This is a genomic window from Paractinoplanes rishiriensis, from assembly GCF_016862375.1.
GTDB classification, from domain to species: domain Bacteria; phylum Actinomycetota; class Actinomycetes; order Mycobacteriales; family Micromonosporaceae; genus Actinoplanes; species Actinoplanes rishiriensis.
Map to the genome: position 1 here is coordinate 52,464 of NZ_BOMV01000061.1, position 12,670 is coordinate 65,133.

At 69.8% G+C, this 12,670-nt stretch carries 13 protein-coding genes and 2 riboswitches; of the genes, 7 read left to right on the plus strand and 6 right to left on the minus strand.

Annotation, left to right across the window (positions count from 1 at the left end; all coding sequences use genetic code 11):
• Nucleotides 1-12: 12 nt before the first annotated feature.
• Nucleotides 13-2,379 carry a glycoside hydrolase family 65 protein gene (locus Ari01nite_RS28930; protein WP_203785360.1) on the plus strand — a complete coding sequence of 789 codons (2,367 nt, stop codon included), beginning with the start codon at nucleotides 13-15 and terminating at the stop codon, nucleotides 2,377-2,379.
• A gap of 50 nt (nucleotides 2,380-2,429) precedes the next feature.
• Here Ari01nite_RS28930 and Ari01nite_RS28935 read toward each other — a convergent pair whose 3' ends face one another.
• A complete protein-coding gene (locus tag Ari01nite_RS28935) occupies nucleotides 2,430-3,458 on the minus strand; it encodes a coiled-coil domain-containing protein (protein WP_203785361.1) in 1,029 nt (342 codons plus the stop codon).
• 5 nt (nucleotides 3,459-3,463) lie between these two features.
• Nucleotides 3,464-3,596: riboswitch (cyclic di-AMP (ydaO/yuaA leader) on the minus strand.
• A 248-nt stretch (nucleotides 3,597-3,844) separates the two neighbouring features.
• Nucleotides 3,845-3,983, plus strand: a riboswitch (cyclic di-AMP (ydaO/yuaA leader).
• A 3-nt stretch (nucleotides 3,984-3,986) separates the two neighbouring features.
• Here Ari01nite_RS28935 and Ari01nite_RS28940 point away from each other — a divergent pair.
• Nucleotides 3,987-5,000, plus strand: coding sequence for a coiled-coil domain-containing protein (locus Ari01nite_RS28940; protein ID WP_203785362.1), 1,014 nt, complete (start codon nucleotides 3,987-3,989; stop codon nucleotides 4,998-5,000).
• 22 nt (nucleotides 5,001-5,022) lie between these two features.
• Here Ari01nite_RS28940 and Ari01nite_RS28945 read toward each other — a convergent pair whose 3' ends face one another.
• Both Ari01nite_RS28945 and Ari01nite_RS28950 read right to left on the minus strand, forming a co-directional pair.
• Complete coding sequence (locus Ari01nite_RS28945; RefSeq protein ID WP_203785363.1) at nucleotides 5,023-5,835, minus strand: ABC transporter ATP-binding protein; 813 nt, start codon at nucleotides 5,833-5,835, stop codon at nucleotides 5,023-5,025.
• Entirely contained in the window at nucleotides 5,792-6,691 is a 900-nt protein-coding gene (locus Ari01nite_RS28950) for an ABC transporter permease (RefSeq protein WP_203785364.1), read from the minus strand. Before Ari01nite_RS28950 ends, Ari01nite_RS28945 begins: the two co-directional genes overlap by 44 nt.
• Nucleotides 6,692-6,831: 140 nt before the next feature.
• On the opposite strand from Ari01nite_RS28950, the gene Ari01nite_RS28955 reads away from it, so the two are divergent.
• From Ari01nite_RS28955 to Ari01nite_RS28975, 5 genes are all read left to right on the plus strand, one after another.
• Nucleotides 6,832-7,428 carry a TetR/AcrR family transcriptional regulator gene (locus Ari01nite_RS28955; RefSeq protein ID WP_239163113.1) on the plus strand — a complete coding sequence of 199 codons (597 nt, stop codon included), beginning with the start codon at nucleotides 6,832-6,834 and terminating at the stop codon, nucleotides 7,426-7,428.
• Nucleotides 7,429-7,521: 93 nt separating this feature from the next.
• Nucleotides 7,522-7,881 (plus strand): Atu4866 domain-containing protein, encoded by a 360-nt coding sequence (locus Ari01nite_RS28960; protein ID WP_203785365.1) that lies wholly within the window; start codon nucleotides 7,522-7,524, stop codon nucleotides 7,879-7,881.
• A gap of 42 nt (nucleotides 7,882-7,923) precedes the next feature.
• A complete protein-coding gene (gene pnuC, locus Ari01nite_RS28965; RefSeq protein ID WP_203785366.1) occupies nucleotides 7,924-8,556 on the plus strand; it encodes a nicotinamide riboside transporter PnuC in 633 nt (210 codons plus the stop codon).
• Entirely contained in the window at nucleotides 8,553-9,647 is a 1,095-nt protein-coding gene (locus Ari01nite_RS28970) for an AAA family ATPase (RefSeq protein WP_203785367.1), read from the plus strand. The genes pnuC and Ari01nite_RS28970 overlap by 4 nt, the downstream gene beginning before the upstream one ends.
• Before the next feature lie 25 nt (nucleotides 9,648-9,672).
• A complete protein-coding gene (locus tag Ari01nite_RS28975; protein WP_203785368.1) occupies nucleotides 9,673-10,242 on the plus strand; it encodes a hypothetical protein in 570 nt (189 codons plus the stop codon).
• Nucleotides 10,243-10,274: 32 nt separating this feature from the next.
• Here the strand turns inward: Ari01nite_RS28975 and Ari01nite_RS28980 are convergent, their stop codons facing one another.
• The 3 genes from Ari01nite_RS28980 to Ari01nite_RS28990 form a co-directional block, all read right to left on the minus strand.
• A complete protein-coding gene (locus Ari01nite_RS28980) occupies nucleotides 10,275-10,670 on the minus strand; it encodes a rhodanese-like domain-containing protein (RefSeq protein ID WP_203785439.1) in 396 nt (131 codons plus the stop codon).
• Nucleotides 10,671-10,711: 41 nt separating this feature from the next.
• Nucleotides 10,712-11,254 (minus strand): cysteine dioxygenase, encoded by a 543-nt coding sequence (locus Ari01nite_RS28985; RefSeq protein WP_203785369.1) that lies wholly within the window; start codon nucleotides 11,252-11,254, stop codon nucleotides 10,712-10,714.
• Nucleotides 11,255-11,495: 241 nt separating this feature from the next.
• Nucleotides 11,496-12,422, minus strand: coding sequence for a serine/threonine-protein kinase (locus tag Ari01nite_RS28990; RefSeq protein WP_203785370.1), 927 nt, complete (start codon nucleotides 12,420-12,422; stop codon nucleotides 11,496-11,498).
• Nucleotides 12,423-12,670: the final 248 nt, after the last annotated feature.

Below are 12,670 nucleotides of genomic sequence, written 5' to 3' on the forward strand. Positions count from 1 at the left end.
AGAGGCACCACCGTGATCCGTGAACGGGCATATCCCGTGGACCCCTGGCACATCCGGGAGACCCGGCTCGACCTGGACCTGCTGGCCCAGTCCGAATCGGTGTTCGCGCTGGCCAACGGGCACATCGGGATACGCGGAAACCTGGACGAGGGCGAGCCCCACGGCCTGCCGGGCACCTATCTGAACTCGTTCTACGAGCTGCGCCCGCTGCCGTACGCCGAGGCCGGTTACGGCTTCCCCGAGTCCGGTCAGACCATGATCAACGTGACCAACAGCAAGCTCATGCGGCTGCTGGTCGACGACGAGCCGTTCGACGTGCGGTACGGCGAGCTCCGGTCGCACGAGCGGGTCCTCGACCTGCGGGCCGGCACGCTCGAACGCAACGTCGAATGGGTCTCCCCATCGGGTCAGGCCATCCGGGTCCGCACCGTTCGCATGGTGTCGTTCACCCAGCGCGCCGTGGTGGCGTACCTGTACGAGGTCGAGCCGCTGGACGGGTCGGCCCGGCTCATCCTGCAGTCCGAGCTGGTCGCCAACGAACAGTTGCCGCCGATGAGCAAGGACCCGCGGGTGGCCGCCGTGCTGGACCACCCGCTGCAGGCCGAGGAGCTCCTCGAGCAGCGCACCGGCGGTCTGCTGGTGCACCGCACCAAGGCCAGTGACCTGCGGATGGCCGCGGCCATGGAACACCTGGTCGAAACGCCCGGCAAGCACGCGATCACCACCGAGGGCCACCCCGACTGGCTGCGCACCACCGTGGCGTCCAAGCTCGAGCCGGGGCAGAAACTGCGGGTGGTCAAGCTGGTGGCCTACGGCTGGTCCAGCAACCGGTCGCTGCCCGCCGTGCGGGATCAGGTCGGTGCCGCCCTCGCGAGTGCCCGGCTGGACGGCTGGGAGGGCCTGGTGGATGCCCAGCGCGAATACCTGGACGCGTTCTGGGACCACTCCGACGTCCGCGTCGAGGGCGACTCCGAGGTGCAGCAGGCGGTCCGCTTCGGCCTGTTCCACACGCTCCAGGCCGGTGCCCGGGCCGAGCAGCGCCCGATCGGCTCCAAGGGCCTCTCCGGACCGGGCTACGACGGCCACACGTTCTGGGACGCCGAGACCTTCGTGCTGCCCGCGCTGACCTACACCCAGCCCTCCGCGGCGGCCGACGTGCTGCGCTGGCGGCACTCGACCCTCGACCTGGCCCGGGAGCGGGCCCAGACGCTCGGCCTGCAGGGTGCCGCCTTCCCGTGGCGCACCATCCGCGGGCAGGAGTGCTCGGCGTACTGGCCGGCCGGCACCGCGGGCTTCCACATCGGGGCGGACATCGCCGACGCGGTCCGCCGCTACGTGCAGGCCACCGGCGACTACGACTTCGAGCGCGAGTTCGGCCTCGAACTGCTGGTGGAGACGGCCCGGCTGTGGCGCTCGCTGGGCCACCACGATCGGCACGGCCGCTTCCACATCGACGGGGTCACCGGCCCCGACGAGTACACCGCGGTGGTGGACGACAACATCTACACCAACCTGATGGCGCAGCAGAACATGTTCACCGCCGTCGAAGCCGCCAAGCGCCACCCCGACCTGGCCCGCAAGCTGGGCGTGGACGACGAGGAGATGGCGTCCTGGCGGGATGCGGCCGCGGCCGTGCACATCCCGTACGACCGCGAGCTGGGGGTGCACCAGCAGTCCGAGGGCTTCACCCGGCTCCAGGAGTGGGATTTCGAGAACACCCCGACCGAGGCCTTCCCGCTGCTGCTCAACTACCCGTACTTCGACCTGTACCGCAAGCAGGTGGTCAAGCAGGCCGACCTGGTGATGGCGATGTACATCCGGGGCGACGCGTTCACCCCGGAGGAGAAGTCCCGCAACTTCGCCTACTACGAGGCGCGGACCGTGCGGGACTCGTCGCTCTCGGCCTGTATCCAGGCGGTGCTGGCGGCCGAGACCGGGCACCTCGAGCTGGCCCACGACTATCTGGGCGAGGCCGCCCTGATGGACCTGCACGACCTGCACCAGAATTCGCGGGACGGCCTGCACATCGCCTCGCTGGCCGGCACCTGGATCTCGCTCGTCGCCGGCCTGGGCGGCATGCGGGACTACAACGGCCAGCTGTCGTTCGCGCCGCGCCTGCCCAGCCGGATCAACAACCTGGAGTTCTCGCTGCTGTGGCGAGGGCTGCGGCTGCGGGTGAACGTGACCGCCGACGAGGTGACCTATTCGCTGCGCAACGGCGGCGGCTCGGCCCGGCTCGTGGTGATCCACCACGGCAAGGAGGTCGAGGTGACCCAGGTCAAGCCGGTGGCGGTGCCGATCCCGCCGCCGCCCCCGGTGGGCCCGCCGCCCACCCAGCCGGCCGGCCGCGCACCGGTGCGTCGCACGCCCAAGGATTAGGGCATAAAGAAAGGGCCCCCGGTTTGCCGGGGGCCCTTTCTTACGCTCTCTTACAGCATCGATACGTGCACGTGGTCCTTGTGGTTGCTGGCGCCGCTGTAGGAGCTCCACCCGGACGCTGGGAACCAGATCTGCGCATTCCAGATGACGTAGTAGATGCCCAGTCGGTCCGCATTACGTACCAGGAACGCCATCAGGTTGTTGCCGTACGTTTTCATGTCCGAGTTGTGGTAAGCCGCGAATCCGCTGCTTTGCAGCGACCAGTCGCAGGCCCGGCCCTTCGGATGCTCGAACGGGCCGCCGGTGCGGTGACAGCCGACGAAGCGCTTGAAACCGGCCTTACGCACCTGCTGGTACATGTGTTTGGTGCGCGCCGTGATGCAGCCGCCGGTCGTCGGGTCGTCCTGGTTGCAGCGTTCCGCGGAGAAACCGCCGTCCGAATTGCGCGGCGCCGGGGCAGCCGACGGCGATTTCGCCAGCACCAGGCCGCCGGTGAAACTCTTGCCACCCACCAGGGCGAGCGCCTTGTCGGCCGCCTCCTTCTGCTTCTTCATCGCCACGAGGTTCTGCTGCTGCTGCTTGACCTCGGCGTCCAGCTCGGCCCTCGTCGCGTTGACGTTGTCGATGGCCTTGTTGAGCTCGCGCAGCTTGTGGTCGTGCAGGGCGTTGATCTCCTCGAGCGAGACCGCCTTACGCAGGAAGTCGTCGGAGCCCTGGCTGCCGAGCAGGAAGCTGGCGGCGCCCAGGTTGCCCACCTGGTACTGCTGGGCGGCGATCGCGTTGACCTCGGGTTCGAGCGCCTTGCGGCGGGCCTCGGCGATGGTCAGCGCGACGGAGAGCTCCTTCTGCTTCTTCGTCGACTTTTCCACCGCGGACTTGGCCGCCACGAACTTGCGGTTGGACGACTCGAGGACCTCGTTGAGGAGCAGGTCGTCCTCGTCGTCCGTCGATTTCTCGTCGGGCTGGGCCGACGAGCCGTTCGGTTCGGCCGCGGCCGGGGCAGCGGGCACCGTCAGGAAGGCGACGGCCACAAGCGGCGCCAGCGCGACGGTCAACCACCGGCGGGGTCTTACGGTCATTCACGTTCCTTCCGGGTTACCGCCGACCGAGTTAGCTGACGGGTTCGGGACGGAAGCGATCCCTACCGCATTACTGCGGATGCACCCCACTGACCTGGTTCCCCGGCTCGCCTTGCGGCGATTAGGCGGTGGCCTGCCGGCACCTCGGGGGCGGTGCCACGGTGGCAGAACCGGCGCCAGTTTACCCGAGACTGGCCGGTCCTTCATCGCTCGAGAAAACGCAATGTTGTGATCGTCCAAACACTTTCCGTAACACCGTGACGGAATGCGGTTGGGGAAATGCGCTGAGTGCGAGAACTTGCCCTTAGTCCTCATTGGGTGGTGGGTGGGGCGGTCGGAAGGTGTCGATCAATCGATATCGTGGGTATCGTCGGTCGCGGCCCCGCCCGGGGTCGCCGCCTAATCGCCCGCTCCGGCGAGCCGGGGAACCACGTATTACTTCCGGGGTGAATCCGCACTAATGCGGTAGGGAACTTCCGTCCCGAACCCGTCAGCTAACTCGGTCGGCGGCCGACGGAAGGAACACGTGTGCGGTACAAAACTGCGCTGATCCTGGCAGTTACCGGACTGGTCGTGGCGCTGGGGGTGCCGGCCACCGCGGCGCCGGGTGACACCGGCGACGACGGCGAGGGTGGTTCGAAGTCCCTGGTCCAGCAGCTCGAGGCGGCCTCCCGCGGCTATCTCGAGGCCAAGGAGGCGCTGGCCCGGTCGACCAAGCGGCAGAGCGATCTGACGGCCAAGCTCAAGGAACTCGACGCCGAACTCGGGCCGCGGCAGGAGGCCTTCAACGAAGTGGTGCAGCAGTCCTACCGGACCGGCCGGCTCGGCCCGATGAGGGCGCTGCTGCAGGCCAGCACCTCGGCCGGCTTCCTGGACCGGGCCGAGACGCTGGAAACCGTGGCGGTGCAGGAACGGGCGGTGCTCAACGAACTGCTCGCCACCCGCAACGGGCAGCAGAAGGCGAAGATCGGCATCGACGCGGCCGTCCGGGACCAGCAGAAGCAGGTCAACCTGATGGCCAAGCGCAAGGTGCAGGCCGAGAACGCGCTGAAGGCGGCCAACGCCAACGCCGGCCGGGACGATCCGCGGCCCAGCGACGGCGGCGGCAGCGACCGGGCCTCCGCGGCGCCGCGCAGCTCGGACGGATCACTGCCGTCCCAGGGTTGCTCCCGCGACGACCCGACCACCGGCGGCTGCCTCACCCCGCGTACCCTGCACGCCCTCCAGCAGGCCAAGTCCGCCGGCTTCACCCGGTTCGTGAAGTGCTTCCGGCAGCAGAACAGCGGTGAGCATCCGCTGGGCAAGGCGTGTGACTTCGCGGCCGACAAGAGCGGGTTCGGCGGCGTGGCGAGCGGCAGCAGCCGGACCTACGGCGACCGGCTGGCGAACTACTTCATCAACAACGCGAGCCGGCTGGGCGTGCTGTACGTGATCTGGTTCGAACGGATCTGGCTGCCGAGCAGCGGCTGGAAGTCGTACTCCCGGGGGAACGGCGACCCGTCCAGCGACCACACCAACCACGTGCACCTGTCGATGCGCTAGCTCGCGGCGATGGATCGGGGAGCTACGAGGCCTTCACGAAGGCCTCGTACTCCTTCATCACCGCGTTGGTGGGGCCGTCCGCCCGGATCACGCCGGACTCCAGCCAGATGCTGCGCTCGCAGGTGTCCCGGATCGACTGCTCGCTGTGGCTGACCAGGAACACCGTGCCGGCCTGGGCGCGCAGGTCGCGGACCCGCTGCTCGCTGCGCTTGCGGAATTTCGCGTCGCCGGTGGCCAGCGCCTCGTCGATGAGCAGCACGTCGTGCTTCTTGGCCGCGGCGATCGAGAAGCGCAGCCGGGCCGCCATGCCGGACGAGTAGGTGCGCATCGGCAGCGAGCTGAAGTCACCCCGCTCGTTGATGCCGGAGAAGTTGATGATCTCGTCGACCTGCTCCTTGGCCTGGGCCGGGCTCATCCCCATGGCCAGGCAGCCGAGCGTCACGTTGCGCTCGCCGGACAGGTCGTTCATCAGGGCCGCGTTGACGCCGAGCAGGGACGGCTGGCCGGCTGCGTAGATGGCGCCGCCGCGCTCCACCGGCAGCAGCCCGGCGATCGCCCGCAGCAGCGTCGACTTGCCCGAGCCGTTGCTGCCGATCAGGCCGATCGCCTCGCCGCGGTAGGCCACGAAGCTGACGCCCTTGACCGCGTGCACCTCGCGGATCGCCGCGCTCTTGGTGCGGGTGACCAGACGCTTGAAGCTGGTCAGCGCGTTGTTCTGGCCCGGGGTGGCGGATCCGTGGATGCGGTAGATGATGTGTGCGTTGTCCGCGATGACGGTGGGAATCTGCTCGTCAGCCACGGCCGTATCCCTTCTCTCCGCGCCAGAAGTACACATAACCGCCCAGGCCCACCACCGCGGTCCAGGCGATCGCCTTGGCCCACAGCACCGGCGCCGGATTGGCCAGCGGGATCTCCTCCATCAGCGCGTGCCGGATCAGCTCGATGAAGATCAGCAGCGGGTTGCTCTCGACCACCGCCAGCAGCACCGGGTTGTGCACCCGCTCCTCGAACGCGGTGACCGGGTAGATGACGGCCGAACCGTACAGCCACACCCGCATGATGAACGGGGTCAGCTGGCGCAGGTCGTTGAGCTTGGCGCCGAGCCGGGACACCAGCATCGCGGTGCCGCCGTTGAACACGGTCTGCAGTAGCAGCGCCGGGATGAGTAGCAGCCACTGGACCGTGATCGGCTCGCCGAAGGCCAGCACGATGACGAACAGCACGGCCATCGAGGCGATCATGTTGCGCGCCTCGATCAGCGCCACCGCGACCGGCATGCTGGCCCGGGGGAAGTGCAGCGCCCGGATCAGGCCCAGATTGCTGCTGATCGCCTGCACGCCGGCCTGCACGGTGGCCTGGGTGAAACCAAAGATGAAAACCCCGATGCAGAGATACGGGACGAAGTTCTCGATCCCGCGGTTGGTGCCCAGCAGCAGGCCGAAGACCAGGTAGTACACCGCGGCGTTGAGCAGCGGCGTGAGGACCTGCCAGACCATGCCGAGCCGGGTCTTGCCCAGCGACGCGGTGACCTTGGCGCTCGCGAACTCCCAGATGAAGTGCCGGTACTTCCAGAGCTGCCGGGAGTACTCGGCGAGGGTTGGCAGACGCCCGGCAGCGGTCAGCCCGTTACGGCGGGCGTACTCCTTGAGCGCCAGCCCGGGTTCGGGCCCGGCGACGGCCGTCTGAGCCACGGGTCCTGGTTCCTTCCGCGAGAACACGTACGCAAGCATGACAAGCCGCTGTCGATGGAACGGGTTCGTATCGACGTGCTGCGAGGCTAGCCGACCAAACGGCGGAACGCAACCGTTACGTCCTGGCGTATAGTGACCGTGTGGCGACAGCGAAACGCGCACCGGCCGGCGCGGCGGTGCTCCGAGGAGACATCACCGCAGCGATCCGTAACGCCGTGATGCACGAACTGGCCGAGGTCGGCTATGGCCGGCTGTCCATCGAGGCGGTGGCGCGTCGCGCCGGGGTCGGCAAGACCGCAATCTACCGCCGTTGGAGCAACAAGCTCGAGATGGTTCTCGAGATCGTGTCCGACGTCGCCGGCCGGTCCGTGCCGCTGCCCGACACCGGCAGTTTCGCCGGCGACCTGCAACTGCTCATGATGATCGTAAGCCGGGCACTCCAGCACCGGATCGCGTCGCAGATCATCCCGGACCTGATGGCCGAGGCGTCGCGCAACCCGCAGATCGCCGAGACCCTCCAGAAGGCGCTGCGCACCCACCAGCAGGCGGTCGGCGAAAAGCTGATCGGGCAGGCGGTGACCCGCGGCGAACTGCCACCGGGCACCGATCCGGAGGTGGCGGTCGACCTCATCCTGGGCCCGCTGTACTGGCGGCTCGCGGTCTCCCGCACCCCGCTCGGCGACGACTACCTGGAGACGCTGATCAGGGTGGTGACCGCGGCTCTCAAGACCGGCTGACCGGTAGCACTCCGCACCTGCAACCCGAATGCACTCCCGGTTCCGGGCCGGCTTCCGAAGGTATGGCCACTTCCCCCGGAGCTTGGAGGCGACATGCGAATCCACCACGAGCCGCACGTGGACACGACGGTCCTGGACGCCGCCGCCTTGCTCGCCATGGCGATGGGCGACAGCCTGTCGCGTACCGCCGCGTCGCTCCGGCGGACGCCCACGGCGTACCCGGAGACCGCCCCGGTGGGTGCCTGGCGTACCCCCGACGGCACCGTTCGCCTGGACATCCGCACCGATGGCACGTACGACGGCCAGGTCGCCGGCCGCAAGCGCCGCGCACACGGCACCTACCTGTTCGACGGCTCGACGATGATGCTGAGCGACGACTCGGGTCTGAACACCTCGGTCACGGTTTTCGACGGCGGGCTGGAGATGGCCGGCCACCGCCTCGGCCGCGCCTGACCCGGGTAGCCGGCCGGCGCGCCGAGCCGGAATGCTGGCACGGTGATCGATTGGTTGACCGGCACCGCGCTCACCGCGTTCGGCGTGCCGACCTCCTGGGCTGAACTGCTCGGTTTCGCCACCGGCCTGCTGTGCGTCGGCCTGCTGGTGCGGCAGCACATCCTGAACTGGCCGCTCGGCATCCTGAACGTGCTGCTGCTCATGGTGGTCTTCTGGACCGCCGGTCTGTACGCCGACGCCGCCCTCCAGATCGTGTACGTGGCCCTCGGCCTGTACGGCTGGTGGGCCTGGCTCTACGGTGGCGCCCAGCACACCCGCCTCGTGGTCCGGCGCACCACCCGCGCCGAGTGGGCCGGCCTGGCCATCGCCGGCGTGCTGCTCACCACCGGCCTGTGGCTCTTCCTGGACCGGCTCACCGGCTCCACGGTCCCGTTTGCCGACGCGGTCACCACGGCGCTGTCGCTGCTCGCCACCTATGGCCAGACCCGCAAGCTGATGGAGAACTGGTGGCTCTGGATCGCCGCCGACCTGATCTACATCCCGCTCTACGGCTACAAGGACCTGTGGCTCACCGCGATCCTCTATGTCGCGTTCCTGATCCTCTGCGTGCTCGGCCTGCGGGCCTGGCGGCAGGCCCTGCACCGGCAGCCCGCGGCGGCGGTGCCGGCCGCGTGAAGTACCGGCACGGGGTGATCGTCGGCAAGTTCTATCCACCGCACGCCGGGCATCACCTGCTCATCGACGCGGCCGCGGCGGCCTGCGAACGGGTCACCGTGGTGGTGGCGCCGTCGTCCACCGAGTCGGTGCCGCTGGACCTGCGACTGGAGTGGCTGCGCGAGGCGCACGGCGAGCGGGTGCGGTTCGTCGGGGTGCACGACGACCATCCGGTCGACTACGCCGACCCGGCGGCCTGGGAGCGGCACATGGCGGTGTTCCGGGCCGCGGTGGGCACCGACCGGGTGGATGCGGTGTTCTCGTCGGAGAGGTACGGGAACGAACTGGCCGAGCGGTTCCACGCGGTGCCCGAGATCGTCGACCTGGACCGCAGCCGGCTGCCGGTGTCCGGTACCGCGGTGCGCGCCGACCCGGCCGGCCACTGGCACCTGCTCGGGCCCGGGGTGCGCGGCTGGCTGGCCAAGCGGGTCGTGGTGGTCGGCGCCGAGTCGACCGGCACCACCACGATGGCCCGGGCACTGGCTCGGCACTACCGGCTGCGCGGCGGGGTGTGGGCGGCCACCCGGTGGGTGCCCGAGTTCGGCCGGGAACTGACCGAGCGCAAGCTGGCCGGGCTGCGGCGGGACCGGCCGGACGCCACGGTCTTCGACGTGACCTGGGACCGGGACGACTTCGTGACGGTGGCCGTGGAGCAGAACGCGGCCGAGGACGCCGCGGCCCGGCTCAGCTCGCCGGTGCTGTTCGCCGACACCGACGCGTTCGCCACCACGATCTGGGAGGAGCGCTATCTGGGCAGCACCTCGGCGGCGGTCCGCGACCGGGTCCGCCGGCCCGATCTCTATCTGCTCACCGACAACGAGGGGGTGCCGTTCGAGGACGACGGCCTGCGCGACGGCGAGCACCTGCGGCGGTGGATGACCGGCCGGTTCCGCTCGGAGCTCGACGCGCTCGGCGTACCGCTGCGGGAATTGACCGGAAGTTTCGGTGAGCGTCTGCGCGCGGCAGTGAGCGCGACCGACGCCCTGCTCGCGCAGGGTTGGGAGTTCGCGCCGCCGCTAAGCGCCGGGGCCGCCGGGCCGATCGGACGGTAGGGAGCTCCGGTCGGAAGGAACGGCGATGCGGCTCGGGAAGGTCGCGGTGGCGGCGCTCGCGGCCGGCGTGCTGGCCGGTTGCGGCAGCACCGCGGCGGACACCTCCGGCAAGGGCGGCGGCGAGACCGCGGAGAAGGACCAGGGCGGCAAGCCGTGGGTGCTGGTCGAGCCCGGCAAGCCGACGGCCGCCCCCGGCGTGAGCCCGCGCTACGCACCGCGCTCCGGGCTGCCGCCGGTGTCCTACCTGCCCACGGAGTCGGCGGGCTGCACGATCGCCTGGCCGCAGGAGGGCATCGTGCTGATCCCGATGATCGTGACCCCGGTCGCGCGCGGTTTCCGGGTCGAGTGGCCGGCCTCGTACGGCACCACCTACCGGCTCACCGCCGTCCACCAGGACCTGGTGACCGGTGCCCAGCCCGAGCCCACCTGGCAGAACGTGACGGCCGGCGCGAACTGCACGGTGACCGCCACGATCACCGGCCTGATCTCGGGCGACCCGTACATCGTCTGGCTGGACGCCCCGAACTCCCCGCGCAAGCTCGACGGGACCAGCAGCCTCCGCAGCGGCAAGTCGGGCGTGGTGAAGCCCCTGTAGCCCGACTCGCTGCTGCTCCTGGTGGGTGGCCGCTACCGCGTTACCGGCAGGCCCGCGTCCCGCCAGGCGGCGTAGCCACCGGCCAGGTCGGTGGCCCGGGACAAACCCAGGTCCTGGAGGGCGGCCGCGGCCAGGCTGCTGGTGTAGCCCTCCTGGCAGGTGACGATCACCTCCAGGTCGTAACCGTCGGCGAAGGACAGCCGGGCGTCGCTGCGCGGGTCGAGCCGCCACTCCAGAACGTTGCGCTCGATCACGATGGCGCCCGGTATCTCGCCGAACTCGGCACGCTGGGCGGCCGGCCGGATGTCGACCAGGACCGCGCCGCGGCGGACCGCCTCGGCCGTCTCGTGCGGGCCGAGCCGGTGCAGGCGGGCGCGGGCGTTGGCCAGGATCTGATCGATGCCGATCGAGCCGGGCGGCGGGGCCAGCGTATTTGGGTTCAGCGTGTTTGGGTTCAGCGTGTTTGTGGTCACCACTGCACCCCCGCCCGCTCGACGGTGCGCACCTCGAGCCGGCCGGTGTCGCCGATCCGGTAGCGGGTCATGGTGCTCAGCGCCGGCCCGTAGACGTGGATACTGACGGCCGGCCGGGCCGAGCGGTTGGTGATCCGGTGGATGTGCCGGGTGCCGAACCGGCGGCCGGCGCCCTCGCCGAGTTTCCGCGCGGTGATCCGGGCCGGTCCGCCGGTGTCCCCGCCGGCCCTTCTGCCAGCGAGCCGGTCCAGGCCGTCGGCCTCCGCGGCCGGGAAGCCGGCCGGCACCGAGACCGTGTCCTCGGTGAGCGTGCCGGCGAAGACGTGGAACGCGCCCGCCGAGCCGCCGTGGTCGTGCAGGTCGGTGCCCTGGCCCGGCAGCCAGGTGAGCAGCCACACCTCGTGGTCGTCGGCCACTTCGAGCCGCTGGTACCAGCGGTCGACCGGGTTGAACCGGGGCGCGACCGGCCACTGGTCCGGGTTGGCCGCGTAGCGGGTCGCGACGGCTAGGTGGTCCAGGCGGAGATCAACGGCGGTCACGGGAGCTCCTCGATATGCATACTTTGCCCATCAGTCCTATAGGTTTACCGCCACAGTGGGGTCCAGGATACTGGTACGCGTGGCCGCGCGGCGGTAGGTCAGCTGATCAGTGCGCAGAAGAAAGAAAACGCAGGTCAGCCAGGACAGCAGGCGCTGGCGCAGTAGGCCAGATCGATCGCCAGGTCGGCGACGAGAGGGATGCCCGTCCGCTGCATGTGCCCCATTTTTGTCGGTCCGATGATCAGTGGTCAAACCTGTTCCGCGATGTGGGAGATGGGACCGTGGCCCGTCCGCGCCAACCGTTGCCGACCGCCGGCGGAGGGGCCACCCGGGTCGTCGTGCGGGCCACGCCGACCGCGCCCTCGGCGATCCGGCGCAGCCGCGGTTCCAGGGTGGCCGCGGTGGGCCGGGCGGCCGGGTCCCGGGCCAGCAGGTCGAGGATCACCGGGGTGAGCGGGCCGGTCCGGCGAGGCGGATCGGGCTGCTCGGTGGCCAGCGCCACCAGCGTGCGGGTCGCGGTCGGCCGGGCGAACGGCGGGCGGCCCTCGGTCGCGTCGTACAGCGTGGCGCCCAGCGACCACAGATCGGCCGCCGGACCGGACCGGCCGGCCTCGAGACACTCCGGCGCCATGAAGTACGGCGAACCGGCCACCGTCTCGGCGGTCAGTTCCGGCTGATCGGTGGCCAGCCCGAAGTCGGTGAGCACCACCCGGCCGCCGGTGCCGAGCAGGACGTTGTGCGGTTTCACGTCGCGGTGCAGGATCCCGGCGGCGTGCGCGGAGCTCAGGGCGGCCAACATGAGCAGACCCACCCGGGCGGCCTCCCGGTGCGGCAACGGGCCGTCGCGCCGGATCCGGTCGTGCAGCGAGCGCGGCCCCACGTACTCCATCACGATCCAGGAGCGGTTCGACCACCACAGCACGTCGAAGATCCGTACCACGTTCGGATGGTCGAGGCGGGCCGCGGCGCGGGCCTCGCGCAGGGTGCGGGCGTCCGGCAGTTCGGCGGGTGGCGCGGTGATCTCCTTTACCGCCACCTGCCGGCCGAGCAACTCGTCGTCGGCCAGCCAGACCCGGCCCATGCCACCGCTGCCGATCTCTTCGATCAGCCGGTAGCGGCCGCCCACCCGGCTGTCCTCGGCGGCAGTGATCGCGCTCGACTCGGTCATACCAGCAATTCGTCGGACCCGGCCGTTTGGATGGGTCAGCACGTTCACAGAAAAGCTCGGAATGATCGGATCGGGCAATTTCCGGGGATTACTTGATCGGTAGAGAGATTGCTCCGGGCTAAAGGCTTCGGATCCTGATAAATCAGGACACCGCCGGATCTTGCCGTCGGATGGTCATCGACCGGGTGGTGAAGTGCACACCGGAACGTCTCGGCGATGCACCCTTCATGATCACGAAAACTCGGTGT